The organism is Arthrobacter sp. NPDC092385 (genome assembly GCF_044755105.1).
GTDB lineage: Bacteria > Actinomycetota > Actinomycetes > Actinomycetales > Micrococcaceae > Arthrobacter_D.
Genome location: NZ_JBIVQL010000007.1, coordinates 200,288 through 218,999, shown reverse-complemented (window position 1 = coordinate 218,999; position 18,712 = coordinate 200,288). Strand labels below are relative to the sequence as shown.

Here is an 18,712-nt window from a genome sequence, read left to right as displayed (position 1 = left end):
CGTGAGTACCGCAATCCAGATACGAGACGTCAACAAGCAGTTCGTCCTGCGGCACACGCGGTCGATGAAGGAAGCCTTCGTCTGGCTGATGAAGGGACGAAAGGGCGACCTGTCGGAGCGTTTCCACGCGCTGGCGGGTGTCTCGCTGACGATCCAGGAGGGCGAGACGGTGGCCCTCCTCGGTTTCAACGGATCCGGCAAGTCGACGCTGCTCAAGCACATCTCCGGTGTGATGCGTCCTGACACCGGCAGCGTCCAGACGCGGGGTCGGGTCGCGGGCCTCATCGAGGTCGGCGCCGGCTTCCACCCCGATCTCAGCGGCCGCGACAACGTGTATCTCAACGGGGCGATCCTCGGGATGGAGCGCGCAGAGATCGAAGCGCAGTTCGACTCCATCGTGGAGTTCTCCGAGATCGGCCAGTTCATCGACACCGAGGTGAAGTTCTACTCCTCGGGCATGTACCTGCGGCTCGCCTTCTCCGTCGCGGTCCACACCGACCCCGAGGTCTTCCTCATCGACGAGATCCTCGCAGTGGGGGACGAGCCGTTCCAGAAGAAGTGCCTGGCAAAGATCAAGGAACTGGCGGACGAAGGCAAGACCCTCGTCGTGGTCAGCCACGATCTCGACATGGTCGCAAAGATCTGTGAGCGCGGGGTCCTGCTCGACCACGGAAGGATTCTGATGGACGGGCCGGTGGCCGATGTGGTCGAGCGACTGAGGCAGGGTTAGGAACCCGACCGGCGTCACGACCTGACCGCGGCGTCGTGGTCGGGCCGCCCTGCCGGTCCCGGCGCCGCGGGGTCGAACAATACGTATCATGTGCCGATTTTTGGAGGATTTGTGTCCTGGTGGAATACTGCGCCAGTCCTGGCAGTGACGATTGCCGTAATGGTCGGGCCAGGCATGATCATCGGCCTGTCGCTCGGATTTCGCCGCCTCGGTCTTCTCGGAGTGTCTCCGGTGTTTTCGGTCGGCATCGCGGGAATCACCGCGGTACTTGGTTCCGTCGCCGGTATCGAGTGGAATATCGGGCTCCTGCTAGTCGTGACAGTCGTGACGGCTGGCATCGGTGTGCTCATCTCAATCGCAGCTGCCAAGAACGCACGCGGACCGAAGCCGCAGCGGGACACCTGGGCGCTGGTGATAGCCGGCGTCGCAGGAGCCGGTCTGGGTGGGTTACTGATCGCCCGCAGTACCGTCCGGATGATCGGCGCCCCGGAGCACATCTCCCAGCGTTTCGACAACGTCTTCCATCTCAACGCCGTCCGCTACATCCTTGAAACCGGGGATGCATCGACCCTGACGCTCGGCACCATGACCGGGAACTCCGGATTCGCCGCTGTATACCCCGCGGTCTGGCACTCCTTTGGCGCGCTCGTCATGCAGCTGACTGGGGCCTCCATTCCTCTCGCGGTCAACGCGGTCAACATTGTCACGGCCGCCGTCGTATGGCCCATATCGGCTCTTTTTCTTGCTCGCGTCGTTGTCGGGCCGCGCATGGTGGGGCTGGTAACGGCGGGAGTCGTCTCTGCCGGGTACATGGCGTTCCCCTACCTGCTGATGGCTTGGGGTCCGCTCTTCCCCTATATGCTCTCCGTCGCGCTCCTGCCGGCCGCGCTGGCCCTGGTGGTGCTCGCCTGCCGGCTGGGCACCTCGATCGTAGAAGCGCCAGTACGGGTCTGGCTCGGGCTCGCCGCGGCACTCGCGAGCCTCGGTTTTTCGCACATGAGCAGCGTCAACACCCTGTTGGCACTGAGCCTTCCGGTGGCTCTCTGGGCGCTGTCCGGGCATTTCGCTTCCCTTACCCGCAGTGGTGCGGGACCGAAGCGTTACGTGCCGGGCGTCCTGGGCCTGTTGCTCGGGCTGGCTGCACTCGTCGTCCTGTGGGTGAAACTCCGGCCCGTTCCTTACGACGTCTGGGGTCCGCACCAGACCACGGCCGGGGCGGTGGGTGAGGTCCTGGGGAACGCCCCGATGGACTACCGACTGATGGCCTACACGGTATCGGCCCTAGGCCTCCTAGGCCTGATCAGCGCGGCGCGGACCCGCCGGTCGGCCTGGCTAATCATCAGCTTCGTCATCATCGGCTACTTGTACCTCGTCGGCGCCAGCATCGAGCGGGGACCGTGGCGCGCTGTGCTGACCGGCATCTGGTACGCGGACACCAATAGGCTGGCCGCAGTGCTCCCGGTCGTGTCGGTCCCGCTTGCCGCCCTCGGTGCCGTCGCCGTCGTCGACGCGTTGTCCGGTGTTCTTCGACTCGTCCGACGACGGATAGGGGCCAGCTTCTTCGGCAAAAGGCGGGTGTTGAAGTGGGCCACCGCGACCGCGAGCCTGGCCGTGCTGGTAGTGCTCCTGGTACCCGCGACGCAACAGGGCGCCGTGCGCGAATACGTATCCTGGGCGAAGATCCATTACATCCCGGATTCGCCCACATCGATCCTCTCGACCGACGAGCAGGCGCTTCTTAGCCGCTTCGAGGGAGAGGTCCCCGAGGACGCCGTCATCGCCGTCAACCCATGGAACGGCAGTTCGCTCGCGTATGCCTACACCGGTCGTGAGACGCTCGTGCACCACCTTTTCGAAACATCGACGCCAGATGCGCTGGTCATCGCCGCAAGCCTCGACGACGCGGCGCGGTCCGACGAGGCCTGCGAGGCGATCCGCGAGGAGAAGCTCTCCTACGCCCTGGACTTCGGCACGCAGTACTTGGCCGACAGCGAAGCCGCCAAGGAATACCCCGGCCTGGCCGACCTCGCTACCTCGGATGCCGTTGAACTCGTCGACCAGGAAGGCGAGGCGAAACTCTACCGGGTCGTGGTCTGCCAGCCCTCCCAGTAACCGACGTTCCGGGCGCGCCGGTGACAGAGCAGTGGTGCGAGCGCGATGTCGCGGTTCGCTCCGCGTCCGGAGTCTCCGGAGAGGGTAGGTTCTCCGGTCCTACTTGCCGCGGGCGAGGAGCCCGAGAAGGTAGCGCCCGTAGCCGCTCTTGACGAGGGGTTCCGCGCGGCGACGCAGGTCCTCGTCGCTCAGGAAACCCTGTCGCCAGGCGATCTCCTCGGGAGAGCCGATCTTCAGCCCCTGACGGTGCTCCACGGTTCGAATGAAGTTCGAGGCGTCGCTCAAGGATTCGAACGTCCCGGTATCGAGCCAGGCCGTTCCGCGCGGGAGGATCTCCACCTGCAGGCGCCCGGCCTCGAGGTAGGCCTTGTTCACGTCCGTGATCTCCAGTTCACCCCGGGGTGACGGCTTCAGGTCCCTGGCAATCGAAATGACGTCATTGTCGTAGAAGTAAAGACCCGGGACCGCGTAGTTGCTCTTCGGATTCTCCGGTTTCTCTTCGAGTGAGAGCGCTGTCCCGCTGCTATCGAATTCCACGACACCGTAAGCGGAGGGCTCGGCCACCCAGTAGCCGAATACCGCACCGCCATCGACGTCCGCGAAGCGGCGGAGCTGGGTTCCCATTCCCTGGCCGTAGAAAATGTTGTCCCCGAGGACCAGGGCCACCGTCTCCTGCCCGATGTGTTCCGCGCCGAGTATGAACGCCTGAGCGAGGCCCTCCGGGGAGGGCTGCTGCACGTACGTGAGCGACACACCGAACTGGGTGCCGTCCCCGAGCAGGTGCCGGAACTGGTCGGCGTCCTGGGGGGTGGTGATGATGAGGATGTCCCGGATTCCCGCCAGAATCAGCGTGGACAGCGGGTAGTAGATCATCGGTTTGTCGTAGACCGGCATCAACTGCTTGCTGACGCCGAAGGTGATCGGATGAAGTCTGGAGCCGGTTCCGCCGGCAAGGATGATCCCACGCATGGTTCGAATTATTGCCGGGCGGCACTGAGAGGCCAAATCGCTCCGGCCGTCGAGCGCAAGCGCCGGGGTAGAATCGGGTTGCCCTTGTGTCGGTCGTGCTGATGGAGAGATTGTGCCACGGAGTAAGAATCTGTCTGGGCTTTGGTTCGGCCGACCCTTCGACACCCGGAACAACAGCCTGAATCTTATTCGCCTGGTGCTTGCGCTGACGGTGCTCGTGCATCACAGTTGGCCCCTGTCCGGGCGGGCAGAAGAGCCGTTTTTCGCCGGGGACACGCTCGGAGGGTGGGCCGTGGCTGGTTTCTTCGTCATCAGCGGCTACCTCATCACTGCGAGCCGGTTCAGCCACTCCCTCGGGGACTATCTGGTGCACCGTGTCGCCCGCATCATGCCGGCCTTCATCGTCTGCCTTATCGTCGTCGCCGGCTTGTTCGCGCCGCTGGGCTATTTCGCAGCCAAGGGTAGCCTCGAAGGTTTTCTCACGACCGGGACTACTCCCTTCAACTATGTCTTCTCCAACCTCGGGCTGAAGATGGTCACGTACGACGTGGCAGGAACCCCTGCGGACGTTCCCTACCCGGGAGCGTGGAACGGCTCGCTCTGGAGCCTCTACTACGAGTTCTATTGCTATGCGATCCTGGCGTTCCTCGGGATCTTCGCGTTCATCCGCAAGTCTCCGTGGTCCCTCACCGTCCTCTTCGCTGCGAGCGTGGTCGCCCACGCGTCGATCGATGACATTGCTGCCTACACTCAGGGGAACTTCGACTTCGACCTGCTGTTCCGCCTGCTGCCCTTCTTCCTCGGCGGAGCCGTCGTCCAGGCGTGGAGGGACCGCGTAGGTATCCACTGGTTCCCCGGCGCCGTATCCGTGGCAGCCGCCGTCGTGATCACGGCTCTGGTACCGAACTGGGGCGGAGCAGCCTCGGCCGTCTTCATCGCATACGGCACGCTCTGGATCTCAACGATCCTGCCGTCGCCGCTGCTAATCCGGAAGAACGATGTCTCCTACGGTGTATACATCTACGCCTTCCCGATCCAGCAGTTGCTGGCGGTCCATGGGGTCCACGAGCGTGGGCTGCTCGTCTACATGCTCGTGGCCGCGGTCCTCACGATCGCTGCCGGGATCGCCAGCTGGCTCCTCGTCGAGCGGCCTGTGATGCGCGGTGTGCGCCGGCATGGGAAGAGGTCAGCTCCTGAACGCGCAGCAGGCCCCGTTCCGCCGTCGGGAGTAGCGCCGGCCGGTGGAAGTGCATCGCCGGACCAACAGGATGGCCCGGTTGTCCCGCGGGGGTCTTCTACTGTACAGACCCGAGCGACAGGCGGGTGAGCCTTTCACCGACCGAGTTCCGTCCGAACCTCGCGAGCCGGGTGAGGATGTTCGCACCGGCCGCGGCGGGCATCGGAGTATTCCTCGTCATTGTGGTGTTGCGCCTCGCAGGTTTCCTGGACGGCGTGGTCATGATCGGCGTCTTCGGACTGATCCTGCTGGCTTTTCCGACCTCGACCTCCCTGTCCCGGCGGATTCTGCTGGCCCTCCCGCCAGTGCTGGGATTCGTTCCGTTGCTGTGGTGGGTTCCCGCGCTGTTCACCGTCGTCGACTACGGGACCTTCCTCCTTGCGATGGCGGCTGGAGCGTTCGCGGCGTGGGTTGCCTGGGCATCGGCACGGCCCGGCGAGCTCGGGCGGCTGATTCCGGAGCTGGGGCCCCTTGATGCACTGCCGGTTCTGACCGGCGCAGCCGCCGTGGTGACACAACTGCCAATGTTGACTGCCCGATCCGCAGACAGGGCGCTGTCGCTGTTGTCCCTGAACTGGGACAACGCGTCGCATTTCATGATGTACTCCACGCTGCAGGCTCGGGACAGGGTCATTCCGCTCTTGGGGACTGCCGCCGACGGAAGTCGGTGGTCGTTCCAGGACTACCCGCAGGGATTCCACGCCGTCCTGGCGACGGCGTCACAACTCGCATTCGGCCCGGCGACCCTCGGGCCGGAAACAGCGGTTCTCGCCTTCGCACGACTTTCCGCCGCGGTGACCGTGGTGGCGGCTGTTCTCGTCTCAGCCGGACTGGCGTCTCTCCCTGTGATGCGTCGGCGGCCAGCGGTATCGCTGTCAGTGGTGGCCGCTGTGTCCGCCGGGTGGGTCTTCGGGCCCGGCGCGATGGCATACCACCACGGGTTTCCCAATTTCTACCTCGGTGTTGCGCTGGTGATCTCGGCAGTGCTTGTCGTGTCCACCATGGACAAGCCTCTCCTTCCCCTGCCCCTTGCTGCCCTTGGCGGGGCCGCCGTCGGTGTCGCCCAGAACTGGGTCATCCTCCTTGTGTTCCTGGTGCCGCTTCCGCTGGTGCTGATCCTGCCGTGGCGCAGAGCCCGATGGCGGGCTCGCTGGAGCGTGTGGGCCGCTGCACTGGCGACAGCGGCGCTGACGTTGGTGGGGGTGGGTCTCGCGCTGTGGCAGATCTCTGAGATCGAGGTGTCCACGGTCATCGAGGCGACCGGGGGGGTGCCCCGGCCCAAGGTCTTCGAGACCGCAGCAGTGCTGGTCGCATGCGCGGTACTGTCCGTCCTCGCATATCCCAGGCGGGGCGCCATGAGCGCTTCCCTGCTGCAGGCACGCGTGCCCCTCCTCGTCTTGGCGGCAGGTAGCATCTTTGCTCTATGGTTCGGCGGCGTCCAGCTGATCGAAGCAGGGAAGCTCTCCTACTACGTCCTGAAGTTCCTCATCGCCTTCGAACTCGTAGCCTTGGTCCTTGCGGCTACGGCGTTGGCGGTGGTCCTTGGTCACCCGCGTGTTCCCCTCCTCGTTTCTTCGAGGTGCCGGCTTCCGCGTACGGCGGTATCGGTTCTTGCAGCAGTGGTGACAACACAGCTGTTCGGGTCCGCTCCCGTGCCTTGGGGCCAGTCGCCGCTGGGGCCGTCCGCTGCCGCCCGGGAGGTCGCCGACCAGCAGGAAGCTCTCGAAGACGTACCCGCCCACATCCAGGGTCTTCTGCGCGCTGTCGAGGCGGGGAACGGTGAACCGGCGATCTACATCACCACCGAGCACTGGAGTGTCTTCCACCCACTGCTGGCTCAGCAGTGGTACAGCGCGCTCACCGGCACGTATACCGAAGGTAGCTGGGAACTCTCGCTCTCCATGTTCCCGCTGGTCGGGAATCCGGCGGCGGTCGAGGGTGTCGTGGATGCGATCCGGGCGAAATCGCCGGACACGCGCTTCATCATCGACCCCTGACCCGCTGGTCCGGCGAAACGCAGAACCTCCCGCTGTGCCTGTCCAAGACCGGAGTGTCTCCGGAGGACGGCAGAGTCCCCGCGCACTGCGCGGGGACTCCATGGCACCGCGGGCGGGAGCTACCCGCCCGCGGTGCCATGGCCGTCAGGCGGGCTGGACGTCGGCCTGGGAATCGATCCACTGAGCCAGCCGCCTGATGCCCTGCTCCAGGTTGTGCTGGGGGGCCCAGCCCAGTACCTGCTCAGCCGCGCTGACATCGGCCCAGGCGTGCCGGACGTCGCCCTGCCGGTACTGGCCCGTCACGTGAGGTTCCGGCGCGTTGTAGTAGCCGGCGATGATCGCCGCCGCTGTTCCGATGGTCTGGAACTCACCGGAGCCGATATCGAGGGGTGTGTCGCTGACGGCGGGCGACGTGGCCGCGGCCACGAGGGCCGAGGCGACGTCGTCTATCAGGATGAAGTCGCGGCGCACCTCGCCGTCCTCGTAAAGGGGGATGGAACGTCCGGACTTCGCCATTCTGCAGAACAGGGACATGATGCCGGTGTAGGGGTTGATCAGCGATTGGCCCGGCCCATACACGTTCTGGAGCCGGAGGACGGCTGTCTCGACGCCGTAGGATTTGCCCCACGCCAGGAGGATGTTCTCCTGGGCGAGCTTCGTGGCCCCGTACACGCTCACCGGCGCCGGAAAGACGTCGTCGGCCTTCATCGCTGTCGGCTGGGCGTCGGGGAAGTCCCACTGGGCTTGGTCGAGGGTAGCGCTGGTGCGCTGGCCGGGGTAGAAGAGCGAGTGCGCCCCTGCGCGGCGCCATGCGCCCTCTCCGTACACGGCACGGCTGCTTGAAAGCACGATGCGGCGCGGCAGCTTCTTGTGGCGGTTGAGCGCGTCGAGCATCTGGGACGTGCCGACGACGTTGGTCGTCGTATGCCGGGTCGACTCCTCCAGAGACTGTCCCGTCCCCGTTTCGGCAGCGAGATGAATGATCACGTCGGGGGTTGTCGTCGCGAGGACGGTGTCCCAGACGGCTGCTTCGGTGATGTCGCCGCGGATCAGCTCCGCTGACTCGTGGAGGTCCGCCGGCCGTTCTCCCGTGGCGTGGATCTGTGGGTGGAGGTTGTCGACGACGACAACGCGACCGAACGCGGCAGCCAGTCCGCTGGAGATGGCAGTGCCGATGAAGCCGGCTCCGCCCGTGACGAGGACAGTTTGTTCCGAATCACCGGAATGTGGGACGTGGGTCATATGAGCCTTCCTGAAGGGGCCGTTACAGGCCGAAGATATGGCGTGTGAGCGCCTTCGCTGCGGTGCGATTGCGGTTGAGGAGAGCCCCGGGCAGCAGGGTCGCTGCGTGGGCCCGTGAGGTGATGCGGATGCGGGCGGCGCGTTCGGCACGCTTCCATCCGAGCTCTTTCGCCTGGCCCGCCGCGAGGGAGAAGTACTCGCGCTCCCCAGCGAACCGCGAGCCGTCGACGAGCTTGGACGAGGACGCGCTTGCGGAGTGGCGCCGGTAGGAGAAACACAGCGTCGGTTCGATGAGCAGCTGGTCCCCTTTGTAGATCATGTCCATCACGAGGGCGAGGTCCTGGATGATGGGGAAGCCTTCACGAAAGTCGACCTCACGAATCTTGGCGGTCCGGAATGCGAGCGAGGGCCAGTACAGCCAGTCACCGTGCATCAGGTTCGCCGCGATCGCCTCGCCCGAGACGAGTTGGATCCCGCTACCACGCGGGCGGACCAGCCTCTGCTTGGCAGTGTCGGCGAGAGTCGTCACGACGGCGCCCGACTCATCGATGACCTGGACTCCCGGCTGGATGATCGCAGCTTCCGGGAAGCGGCGATGCGCGGCCAGCACTGTACCGACGTAATTCGGCAGCAGGACGTCGTCGCAGCCGAGGATGGTCATCAGTTCCTGGGTCGCCAGTGAGACGCAGGTCCGGTAGTTCGCGGTGATGCCTTCGTTCTGCTCCTTGCGGATGTACGTGATGCGCTCGTCATCGATGCCGGCGAAGTATTCCTTCACCGTCAGGTCTGGATAGGCATCGTCGACGACGGTCAGCCGCCAGTCCTCGGAGTCCTGCGCCATGACACTCCGGACCGTTTCCTTGAGGTAACCGGGATCTCCCCAGTAGGGGATGAAGATGTCCAGTGGCATGGTGTGGTTGGCCGGCCTTCCGTTGTTGGTGCGGCGGAGTGTTCCGCCGGGCATCGCGATGTCAGGGGTGGTCTTGCTTCTGTGCAGGATGCGCGGCGGCCGCGCCGTTCTCTCCGGTGAAGCCGTGCTTCGGTACGCGATTCTCCGAGGACGCAGCCGAGGTGCCTGCAGCAGCCTGTTGGGACGGGAGGGTCACGTGCGGGGCGAGGGCTTCGAGCTGGGCTCGCAGGATGGCAACTTCTTCGGCAAGGGTCCGGGTCTCGTCCTCGACCGAGGAGATCTCGACGGAGAGGTGCAGCAGTACGCCGAGCACGAAGAGGATTCCCAGGGCGAAGAGCAGGTTCGACGGAACGGTGACGCCCACAGCTTCCGCGGCGATCGCCAGGAGTTCGGGGAACGCTCCGAGCAGCACCGTGGCGGCGCCCACGATCAGCCAGAGGGCGGCGTACTTCTCGCGGATCTTCTTGCGCCGCAGGAGGTCGAGGATGACCGCGACGATGATGATGGCCAGCACGAAGGCGGCGATGGTTTCCAAGAGTCAGGCTCCCACGAGGTGTACTGGGCCGGATTTCCTGCGGGTCAGGGCGAACAGCAGGGCGAAGACGGAGCGGCCGAGGTAGATGGCCGCCTTCGTCGGATTGTGGCTGGGCGTACCGCCCTGGCGGACGCGCATCTCCACAGGGACCTGGACCACTCGGCAGCCGGACTTGATCGCGACGACGAGGGAATCGATGGTGTCTCCGAGGTACTCGGCCGGATAGTGGTCGAGATACTGCGCTATCGCCCGGGTATTGGCGGCCCGGAAGCCGCTCGTCACGTCGGTGAGCCGCGTGCGGGACAACCGCGAGATGACGGCTGCGAGGAACTGCATGGCCCATTTTCGTGGGCCCGAGACCCGATATTCACCGCGTTCGGCAAAGCGGGCCCCGATGGAGATGTCAGCGCCTTCGAGACCGCGGAGTACGCGTTCGATATCGCGGGGATCATGCTGGCCGTCGGCGTCCACCTGGACGACGGCGTCATAGCCGGTGCGGGCGGCGTACTTGAAACCTGCCCGCATCGCGCCGCCCACGCCGAGGTTGAAAGGCAGCCTCAGCACTGTTGCGCCGGCGGCCTTGGCTTCCGCCGCGGTCTCGTCGGAGGATCCGTCGTCGACGACAAGTACGTCGAAATGCTGCTGCACGGCAAGCGTTTCGCGGACCGTATTTCCGACGGTCTCGGCCTCGTTCCACGCGGGCATGATGACGAGGGCGCGGGAGTAGGGCGGATTGGGCATGACTTCTAATCTATACCACTACACCCGGAGGGCCGGGTTGCCGGGGGGCGCGCCCCGTCTACTCCGTGCCGTAGGATCGCCTGGCGTAGCGCCGGTACACGGCCCCGAACAGCGCAGGTGCTGCCTTGAGGAGGAGCCCGGCAGCAGCAAGATCGGGACGGACTCTGGCGCAGCTGGCGAGGCGCCCGAGTGGCAGTTCCGTCCCGTATGGTCGGAGGTCCGCGCGTCCCTGCGCCATTCCAACGGCGGATGTCGCCGCGCTCTGGGCGACGAGAAGTGTCAGGAGCGTCAACATCGCCTGGAACGGCGCGCGGAATGACCCCTGCCGGAAGGCCGGGTCGAGGTGGACGTCGAGGTGGGCGAGGGCCTGCCCGACGTCGTTCGCGGACGGCACCCGGCCCCAGGTGAGGGAGTTGGCGGAAATGCGGTAGCGGTAGAGGGGCTTGCTCATGACGACGACGTGTCTCGCCCGGGGGTACAGGGCGAGGTTCATGACCATGTCTTCGAACCGCTTGAGTCCTTCGGGGTAGCGGAGGTCCTCGAACAGGCTCCTCCGGAACAGCTTGTCCCAGGGAAACGGCGTGACGCGGTCCGCCAACGCCATGCGAAGAGTGGTTCGCCCGTCCATCCGGCCGGTGCTGCGGCTCGCTCGCGGGCGCTCCTCGCTACCATCCACGGACACGAGATGGCCGGACACGACGATGTCGGTTTCGGCATCGCAGGCATTCATCATCGCTTCGAGGTAGTCGGGCAACAACTCGTCATCGGCATCCAGGAATGTGACGAACTCGCCGATCGCCACGTCGAGGCCCGTATTCCGGGCAGCGGAGCTCCCTCGGTTCTCGGGGGAGACGATGACGCGCACCGGTCTGTCGCGAACGCTTGCCGCAATGGCGCGGGCACGGTCGGCGGAGTCGTCCGTCGAGGCGTCGTCCACGACTAGCAGCTCCCAGTTCTCGTAGGTCTGGGAGACGACGCTCGCCAGTGCGCGGTCGATCGTCGACGCGCTGTTGTAGACGGGCACGATCACGCTCACCAGCGGGCAGCTTTCGACTGTCATCGCTCTGTGCCTTCCTGCACCGTGGAGTTGGTGGACCGTCGCCGGGTGAGGGCAAGAAGGGCCAGGAGATGAACGAAGGCTCCCACGACGGGCCCGAGCAGCAGACTGAGGGTCACTCGCGTCTCGAGGGTGCCCGGGAGCAGGAGCAGGAGGAACGTAGACGCCGTCGCGACCAGCCAGCCCACTGAGTAGGAGGCATGCGCGCCTCGCGCGAGGCAGGCGGTCCCCGTCACGGTCAGTATCGCCATCAGGCACCCCGCGAACGTCAGTGCCGCCATGGTCAGGGGCCCGACGACGTACACGGGACCGAAGACCAGCATGATCCACGGTCCGAGCAGACCAGCCGCTATCGCTCCGACGCCGCCGAGCGCGAGCAGCGCCGCCACGGGTTTGGCCATGGCGCGGAGGAGCGCGGTGCCCTTCATTCCGACGAACCGCGAGATGAGCACCGACTGGAAGGCCTGCAAGGGGATCATGATCGGTGCCCGGGTGAGGGAGATCGCGAGAATGAGGGGTGCCGCCCCCGCGTACTCCATGGCGGGCGTCGTCAATCGCAGCAGGATGGGGAACCCCGTGATGAGGGCCGCGGTGGCGGCGGCGGACACCATGGCGTGGGCGGTGTTCGACACGAGGGCACCGATGCCGACATCCGCCCGTGCACGCAGGGCCGACCGGGAACGCCCGACGACGAGGAGGATGAGCATCCAGGTCAGCGCTCCAGCGGCACTGGCGGCCTCCAGCCCGAGTCGTGTGGAGACGGTGGCCACGACGACTACCACGAGGAGAAGGCGCATCAGAGCTTCGGATGCAGCAAGTCCTGCAAAAAGCGACCACCGCTGGGACCCTCCTGCCGCCCCTGCCAGTGAGCAGTGCCCGGCGTAGGCGACCGCTGCAGCTGCGAGAAGCACCACCAGCAGGACGGTGTCGTCAGGGAGGATCAATGGGGCCCAGAGCGGAGACGAAGCAGCGATCACGACAGCTGCCCCACAACCAACCAGCACCCCGAGCGGGAAGACCGCCGCACCTCGCCCTGGTGACGCGGCGCGCGCCGCTCCCGCCCGGACAGCCCGGGTGAACTCGTTGATGATGCCGGAGAGGACCCCCAGGATGAAGAACAGGACTGCCCAGAAGGTGAGGAACTCGGCGTTCTCCCCAGGAGGGAGTGCCCGCGCGGCGATGAACAGTATCAGGTAGCTCGCGGCTGCGGCGATCACCGACGCGATGCCCACCGCCGGTAGTCCCTTGGCCGGGGACCGGCCGGTTCCCGCCTGCGTAGGGTCGGCCGCGGACTCGGCCGGATTACTCAGGGACATAAGCCCCGATCATAGCGACGCCGTCACCTCCCGGCACAATTTGGTGGTCCCATAGGGTCGTTTGCGCGCCTGGTGGGGTTAGGAGCGGGTGATGCCGCGGGTCGGTGACCAGCTGAGTCGGCCTTTCTGGAAGGTTTGGGTGCATGTCTGGGTCGTGGTGCAGGTTTCGTTGGTGGTGGGGTAGCCGAGGCTGCCCTTCTCCCAGCCGGTTGCACGCCAGGCGGCTCCGATGGCTCCGGTGGTCGGGTGGGCGCCGGTGGTGGGGGACCAGTGGATCTGGCCGCCCTGGAAGTCCTGGTAGCAGCCGCCGCCGGTCAGTCCGCAGGCCTGGTTGCCCGTGGGGTAGCCGAGGCTTCCTGCTTCCCAGCGGGTTTGGCCCCACGCCGTGTTGAACACGCCGCGGGTGGCGGAGGCTCCGGTGGTGGGGGACCAGTGGATCTGGCCGTTCTGGAAGTTCTGGTAGCAGCCGCCGCCGGTGAGTCCGCAGATTTCGCCGCTGGTGGGGTAGCCCAGGACGCCGTTTTCCCAGCCGGAGTTCCCCCAGGCAGAGGCGATGGTGCCGTAGGTCGGGTAGGTTCCGGTGGTGGGGGACTTGTGGATCTGGCCGTTCTGGAAGTTCTGGTAGCAGCCGCCGCCGGTGAGCCCGCAGACCTCGTTACCGGTGGGGTAGCCGAGCTTTCCTCGTTCGCGGCCCAGCGCGCTCCAGGTCGCGTCGATCGATCCGGTGGTGATCGCCGTTCCGGTCGACGGCGACGTGTAGATGTTGCCCTTCTGGAAGGTTTGGAGGCATCCTCCGCCGATGAGCCCGCAGATCGTGTTGCTGGTGGGGTAACCGAGTCTTCCCTGTTCCCAGCCGCTGCCGGCCCAGGCGCGGGCGAGGTTGCCGGTCGTCACGTAGGGGTCGGTGGTGGATGAGCGGTGGATTTGGCCGTTCTGGAAGTTCTGGTAGCAGCCGCCGCCGGTCAGTCCGCAGGCCTCGTTGCTCGTGGGGTAGCCCAGCGAGCCCTTTTCCCAGCCGGTCTGACCCCAGGCCCGGCTGAAGGAACCCCAGGTGGCGAAAGCTCCTGACGATGCGCTCCAGTGGATCTGGCCGCCCTGGAAGTTCTGGTAGCAGCCGCCGCCGGTCAGTCCGCAGATCTCGTTGCCCAAGGGGTAGCCGAGGGTGCTGCGTTCACGGCCGAGCGCGCTCCAGGTACCGTCTATCGCGCCGAGCGTCAGTGCTGCCCCGGTTGCCGGGGTCCAGTAGATGTTTCCGCCCTGGAACGACTGCACACAGCCGCTGTCCTTGAGTCCGCAGGCCAGGTCGGTGACCGGGTACCCGAGGACACCTGCTTCCCACCCGGACCTGCCCCAGGCAGTGTTGACGGCTCCCTGCGTGGCGTGGGCTCCGGTGGCCTTCGTCCAGTGCACCTGCCCGTACTGGTAGTTCTGGTAGCACCCACCACCACTGATGCCGCACACCAACGCCGACACGGCGCCGCCGATCGCCGGAGTACTCGCGGCAGAAGCATCCACCAACGGCTTCGCCACACTCGCCGACGACTGACCCTGGGAATTCGCCACGAACGCGGACAGTTCAGCTGCCGTACCGCGCCAGACGTTCGAATCACCGACGAAGGGGCCGGTACTGCTGTACTGCCACACCGTATAGGAGGACCAGCCATTGGGCAGGCGGCCGGCAGTCGTCTGCCCGTACGCGGCGATATGCAGTGGGTGGTCAGCGAACGCGCTCGAGTTGCCGGTGCAGGTCGCCCACCAATCCGTCGTCGTATAGATCATCGGCACGCGTCCCGTGAGGGACTTGACCGTGGATGAGAAATCACGAATCCACGCGACCATCTGTGCTGCCGACATGTTGTAGCAGGAGTTGCCGAGCGAGGGATACGGGTTGTACTCGATGTCCAAGAGGGGAGGTAGCGTGCGCCCATCCGCCGACCAGCCTCCGCCATTGCGGACGAAGTATGAGGCCTGCGCGGCTCCGGATGAGGACGGCGTCGGAATGGCGAAGTGATAAGCCCCGCGGACCATGCCCTCGGCTGCCGATCCGTTGTACTGCTGGGGGTAGTACGGGTTGATGTATCCGGTGCCCTCCGTCGCCTTGACGTAGGCGAATTCCACACCCTGGATGCGGGCGCCCCGCCAGTCGACGTTCCCTTGATGGCTGCTGACGTCGATGCCCTGAATACCCGCGGGCCGCCAGGTGGCAGCGAGTCCCTCGGACTGAGCCGCCTGTAGCGGCTCCGGTTGGGTGGCGGGCGCGACCTGGGCGTTGCCGGTAGCCGAAATCCGGTCGAGCCCCTGGCCCATGTGGGCATTGCCTAGACCGCTGACGGCGTCGGCGATCGACGGGGATGCGATGGATGCTTGACCCTTGTTGTCCCGGTCCGCACTCGCCGTAGTGGACGGATCCGGTGCCGGTTCTGGCTCCGTCGCGGCGGATTCGGTAGGAGGTGCCGGATCGAACCGATCCTCTTCATCGACACCGGTCCGGTCCTCGGCTGGAGGCACTGAAGGACCAGCCGTCGGGTGGGGCTGAACGAGCGCAGACGCGATGTCGGGCTCCGAGGCCACCGCCGGCAAAGGTGCGAGAGTGAAGACTGCTACGAAGGCTGCGGCTGCCAGTCTGGATGTCAGGGGGAACGGGTGCATGTGGAAAGTCCTAGTCGTCTTCGCGCCTGGTGGGGTTAGGAGCGGGTGATGCCGCGGGTCGGTGACCAGCTGAGTCGGCCTTTCTGGAAGGTTTGGGTGCATGTCTGGGTCGTGGTGCAGGTTTCGTTGGTGGTGGGGTAGCCGAGGCTGCCCTTCTCCCAGCCGGTTGCACGCCAGGCGGCTCCGATGGCTCCGGTGGTCGGGTGGGCGCCGGTGGTGGGGGACCAGTGGATCTGGCCGCCCTGGAAGTCCTGGTAGCAGCCGCCGCCGGTCAGTCCGCAGGCCTGGTTGCCCGTGGGGTAGCCGAGGCTTCCTGCTTCCCAGCGGGTTTGGCCCCACGCCGTGTTGAACACGCCGCGGGTGGCGGAGGCTCCGGTGGTGGGGGACCAGTGGATCTGGCCGTTCTGGAAGTTCTGGTAGCAGCCGCCGCCGGTGAGTCCGCAGATTTCGCCGCTGGTGGGGTAGCCCAGGACGCCGTTTTCCCAGCCGGAGTTCCCCCAGGCAGAGGCGATGGTGCCGTAGGTCGGGTAGGTTCCGGTGGTGGGGGACTTGTGGATCTGGCCGTTCTGGAAGTTCTGGTAGCAGCCGCCGCCGGTGAGCCCGCAGACCTCGTTACCGGTGGGGTAGCCGAGCTTTCCTCGTTCGCGGCCCAGCGCGCTCCAGGTCGCGTCGATCGATCCGGTGGTGATCGCCGTTCCGGTCGACGGCGACGTGTAGATGTTGCCCTTCTGGAAGGTTTGGAGGCATCCTCCGCCGATGAGCCCGCAGATCGTGTTGCTGGTGGGGTAACCGTGTCTTCCCTGTTCCCAGCCGCTGCCGGCCCAGGCGCGGGCGAGGTTGCCGGTCGTCACGTAGGGGTCGGTGGTGGATGAGCGGTGGATTTGGCCGTTCTGGAAGTTCTGGTAGCAGCCGCCGCCGGTCAGTCCGCAGGCCTCGTTGCTCGTGGGGTAGCCCAGCGAGCCCTTTTCCCAGCCGGTCTGACCCCAGGCCCGGCTGAAGGAACCCCAGGTGGCGAAAGCTCCTGACGATGCGCTCCAGTGGATCTGGCCGCCCTGGAAGTTCTGGTAGCAGCCGCCGCCGGTCAGTCCGCAGATCTCGTTGCCCAAGGGGTAGCCGAGGGTGCTGCGTTCACGGCCGAGCGCGCTCCAGGTACCGTCTATCGCGCCGAGCGTCAGTGCTGCCCCGGTTGCCGGGGTCCAGTAGATGTTTCCGCCCTGGAACGACTGCACACAGCCGCTGTCCTTGAGTCCGCAGGCCAGGTCGGTGACCGGGTACCCGAGGACACCTGCTTCCCACCCGGACCTGCCCCAGGCAGTGTTGACGGCTCCCTGCGTGGCGTGGGCTCCGGTGGCCTTCGTCCAGTGCACCTGCCCGTACTGGTAGTTCTGGTAGCACCCACCACCACTGATGCCGCACACCAACGCCGACACGGCGCCGCCGATCGCCGGAGTACGCGCGGCAGAAGCATCCACCAACGGCTTCGCCACACTCGCCGACGACTGAAGGGGTTCGATCGTCACTCGAGCCTCGGAATTGCTGACCGAATCGACGCGGATCTTCGTCCCGGAGTGTGAGATGAAGGTCTGCCCCGCCTGCCAGGTCAACGATGCATTGCCCCAACCAGAGACCCGGCTGTTGGGAGTGAGCACGATCGAAGCATTTCCCGACCATCCGAGGATGTCCTGCTTGGTGATCTTGATCCCGCGGTTTCCGTTGACGGCCGACTGGGCGTCGTAGCCCTCCGGAGCCCGCAATTCGAGATAATAGATTTCACCGCTCACAGGGTCCGTGAACTTCGCTGCGCGGCCGGCCGAGATTCCCGCCCAGGGTCGGAGGGATACCTGCTTGGCATCCGTCACTTTTCCAAGGTTCTGGATCTCGTCACCTCGGCCGAACCCCCCGTACTCCCAGAGGAACGAGTTGATGACGGGCAGGCTCACCTGCGCGTACCCCATGAGGTCGGTCGTATCGCTGTATTCTGCCGAATAGCAGGCAGAATCCGCCCAGGATGCCCCGGACCGCGGGACGTCCGATCGTCCATTCGAACACGCCAGTGAGTTCGCATGGTGCAGACCGAGGACATGGCCGAACTCGTGCGTGACGACATTGTTCGTGAGTGCCGAGGGGTACGGCATGATGACGCGGCCGCTGGTGGAGCTGTCGGTGAAACCGCCGCCGAGGATGCCCCAGGAGCCGTTGTAGTTCAGGTCCGCGTGCGGCACGAAGATGACCAGGGATTCATACGAGCGGTACTGCCAGTTCAGCTCGCGGGTGACGGTTGCCATGATCGTGCCGTACGAGTCCGTGATCTTCGCTGCGGATACATGACGGAACTCATTCACCTTCGTGAATTTCAGCCGTCCTGCGGACGCTGAATTCCAGTAGCTGTTCGCACTCGTGATCGAATTGCGAGCGGCCGTCATGTTGATCGCGTCGGTATCGGCAACTGTCTTTCCCGACAGTTGCACCGTGACGAGGGTGACCTTGAATTCTCCGGTCCGCGGGGCGATTGCCGCTGTACCAGCGCTGCCGTCGAGGCCCAGGGGTGAGGCCGCCTTCATGGGGGTCAGGGGCTGCGCGAAGTGTTCGCCGTATCGGGCGTTGGAGTTCGGGTCGTTGAGCGGATTCCACGTGAGGTCCGGAACGAAGGATGTGATCTCCTCCTGGTTTCCCGGTTCGGCACTGGCCGTCGTGGGCGCGGCATCAGATTCTTGAGGGTCTGACGCCTTCGGGGTGCCTCCGTTACCGGGAGCCGGTTCGATGGGAGCGGTCGTTGCCGACTCCGCAGCCGGTGCGCCATCCGTCGTGCTGGGCAGCGACGTTGTGGAGGGGGCAGCCGGGGTCGCCGTTGCGGAGGGTGAAGGCGCCGGTACGGCGTCCGTAGCTACTGCGGGTACCGCACTGCCCATCAGACCGAAGGACAGTAATGCGGCGCACAGGAGCCGGGCGGGGGAGGGCAAGGTCACGGGTTTCTCCAGCGGAATCCGGGCGTCAGCCAGGTGAGTGAATCCCGAGAAGACTACATATCTGTTACTGCTGTGACGAACGTTTCCAAAGTGAAGGAAGAATCTTAGGTAAAACCTGCGGAAGTCGATGCATTCCTCCCGGCGTGTCGGCTTCTGGACGGCTGTTGATCCTTGAGCGAAGTAGTTGCCCACATACGCCGTAGGCCCTAGCAGAGGCGGAATGCCCCCAGTAGGGTGAGTGGCGGCGGGAG

Annotated in this window: 13 protein-coding genes; 4 read left to right on the top strand and 9 right to left on the bottom strand. The window is 65.6% G+C overall.

Going from position 1 to position 18,712, the window contains the following annotated elements:
• The first annotated feature begins 1 nt into the window (after nucleotide 1).
• Nucleotides 2-730: an ABC transporter ATP-binding protein gene (locus tag ACIQCY_RS11385; protein ID WP_400483995.1), complete on the top strand. Its 729-nt coding sequence runs from the start codon at nucleotides 2-4 to the stop codon at nucleotides 728-730.
• 159 nt (nucleotides 731-889) lie between these two features.
• Nucleotides 890-2,842 carry a DUF6541 family protein gene (locus ACIQCY_RS11380; RefSeq protein ID WP_400484007.1) on the top strand — a complete coding sequence of 651 codons (1,953 nt, stop codon included), beginning with the start codon at nucleotides 890-892 and terminating at the stop codon, nucleotides 2,840-2,842.
• Nucleotides 2,843-2,941: 99 nt separating this feature from the next.
• Here ACIQCY_RS11380 and rfbA read toward each other — a convergent pair whose 3' ends face one another.
• Nucleotides 2,942-3,811, bottom strand: coding sequence for a glucose-1-phosphate thymidylyltransferase RfbA (rfbA, locus tag ACIQCY_RS11375; protein ID WP_400483994.1), 870 nt, complete (start codon nucleotides 3,809-3,811; stop codon nucleotides 2,942-2,944).
• 112 nt (nucleotides 3,812-3,923) lie between these two features.
• Between rfbA and ACIQCY_RS11370 the strand changes: the two genes are divergently transcribed.
• A complete protein-coding gene (locus tag ACIQCY_RS11370; protein ID WP_400483993.1) occupies nucleotides 3,924-5,138 on the top strand; it encodes an acyltransferase family protein in 1,215 nt (404 codons plus the stop codon).
• 47 nt (nucleotides 5,139-5,185) lie between these two features.
• Nucleotides 5,186-7,045 (top strand): hypothetical protein, encoded by a 1,860-nt coding sequence (locus tag ACIQCY_RS11365; protein WP_400483992.1) that lies wholly within the window; start codon nucleotides 5,186-5,188, stop codon nucleotides 7,043-7,045.
• 144 nt (nucleotides 7,046-7,189) lie between these two features.
• On the opposite strand, the gene ACIQCY_RS11360 is transcribed toward ACIQCY_RS11365, so the two are convergent.
• The 8 genes from ACIQCY_RS11360 to ACIQCY_RS11325 all read right to left on the bottom strand — a co-directional run bounded on the left by ACIQCY_RS11360 (nucleotide 7,190) and on the right by ACIQCY_RS11325 (nucleotide 18,461).
• Complete coding sequence (locus ACIQCY_RS11360; protein ID WP_400483991.1) at nucleotides 7,190-8,287, bottom strand: NAD-dependent epimerase/dehydratase family protein; 1,098 nt, start codon at nucleotides 8,285-8,287, stop codon at nucleotides 7,190-7,192.
• 22 nt (nucleotides 8,288-8,309) lie between these two features.
• A complete protein-coding gene (locus tag ACIQCY_RS11355) occupies nucleotides 8,310-9,251 on the bottom strand; it encodes a glycosyltransferase (protein WP_400483990.1) in 942 nt (313 codons plus the stop codon).
• A gap of 7 nt (nucleotides 9,252-9,258) precedes the next feature.
• Nucleotides 9,259-9,732: a DUF2304 domain-containing protein gene (locus ACIQCY_RS11350; RefSeq protein ID WP_400483989.1), complete on the bottom strand. Its 474-nt coding sequence runs from the start codon at nucleotides 9,730-9,732 to the stop codon at nucleotides 9,259-9,261.
• A 3-nt stretch (nucleotides 9,733-9,735) separates the two neighbouring features.
• Nucleotides 9,736-10,473, bottom strand: a complete 738-nt coding sequence (locus tag ACIQCY_RS11345; protein ID WP_400483988.1) for a glycosyltransferase family 2 protein — start codon at nucleotides 10,471-10,473, stop codon at nucleotides 9,736-9,738.
• 58 nt (nucleotides 10,474-10,531) lie between these two features.
• The gene (locus tag ACIQCY_RS11340) at nucleotides 10,532-11,533 is read right to left on the bottom strand and encodes a glycosyltransferase family 2 protein (protein ID WP_400483987.1); all 1,002 of its coding nucleotides are present in this window, start codon (nucleotides 11,531-11,533) and stop codon (nucleotides 10,532-10,534) included.
• The gene (locus ACIQCY_RS11335; protein WP_400483986.1) at nucleotides 11,530-12,846 is read right to left on the bottom strand and encodes a hypothetical protein; all 1,317 of its coding nucleotides are present in this window, start codon (nucleotides 12,844-12,846) and stop codon (nucleotides 11,530-11,532) included. The genes ACIQCY_RS11340 and ACIQCY_RS11335 overlap by 4 nt, the downstream gene beginning before the upstream one ends.
• A 78-nt stretch (nucleotides 12,847-12,924) precedes the next feature.
• Nucleotides 12,925-15,354: a GH25 family lysozyme gene (locus ACIQCY_RS11330; protein WP_400483985.1), complete on the bottom strand. Its 2,430-nt coding sequence runs from the start codon at nucleotides 15,352-15,354 to the stop codon at nucleotides 12,925-12,927.
• 176 nt (nucleotides 15,355-15,530) lie between these two features.
• Nucleotides 15,531-18,461 (bottom strand): hypothetical protein, encoded by a 2,931-nt coding sequence (locus ACIQCY_RS11325; protein WP_400483984.1) that lies wholly within the window; start codon nucleotides 18,459-18,461, stop codon nucleotides 15,531-15,533.
• Between the last annotated feature and the right edge of the window lie 251 nt (nucleotides 18,462-18,712).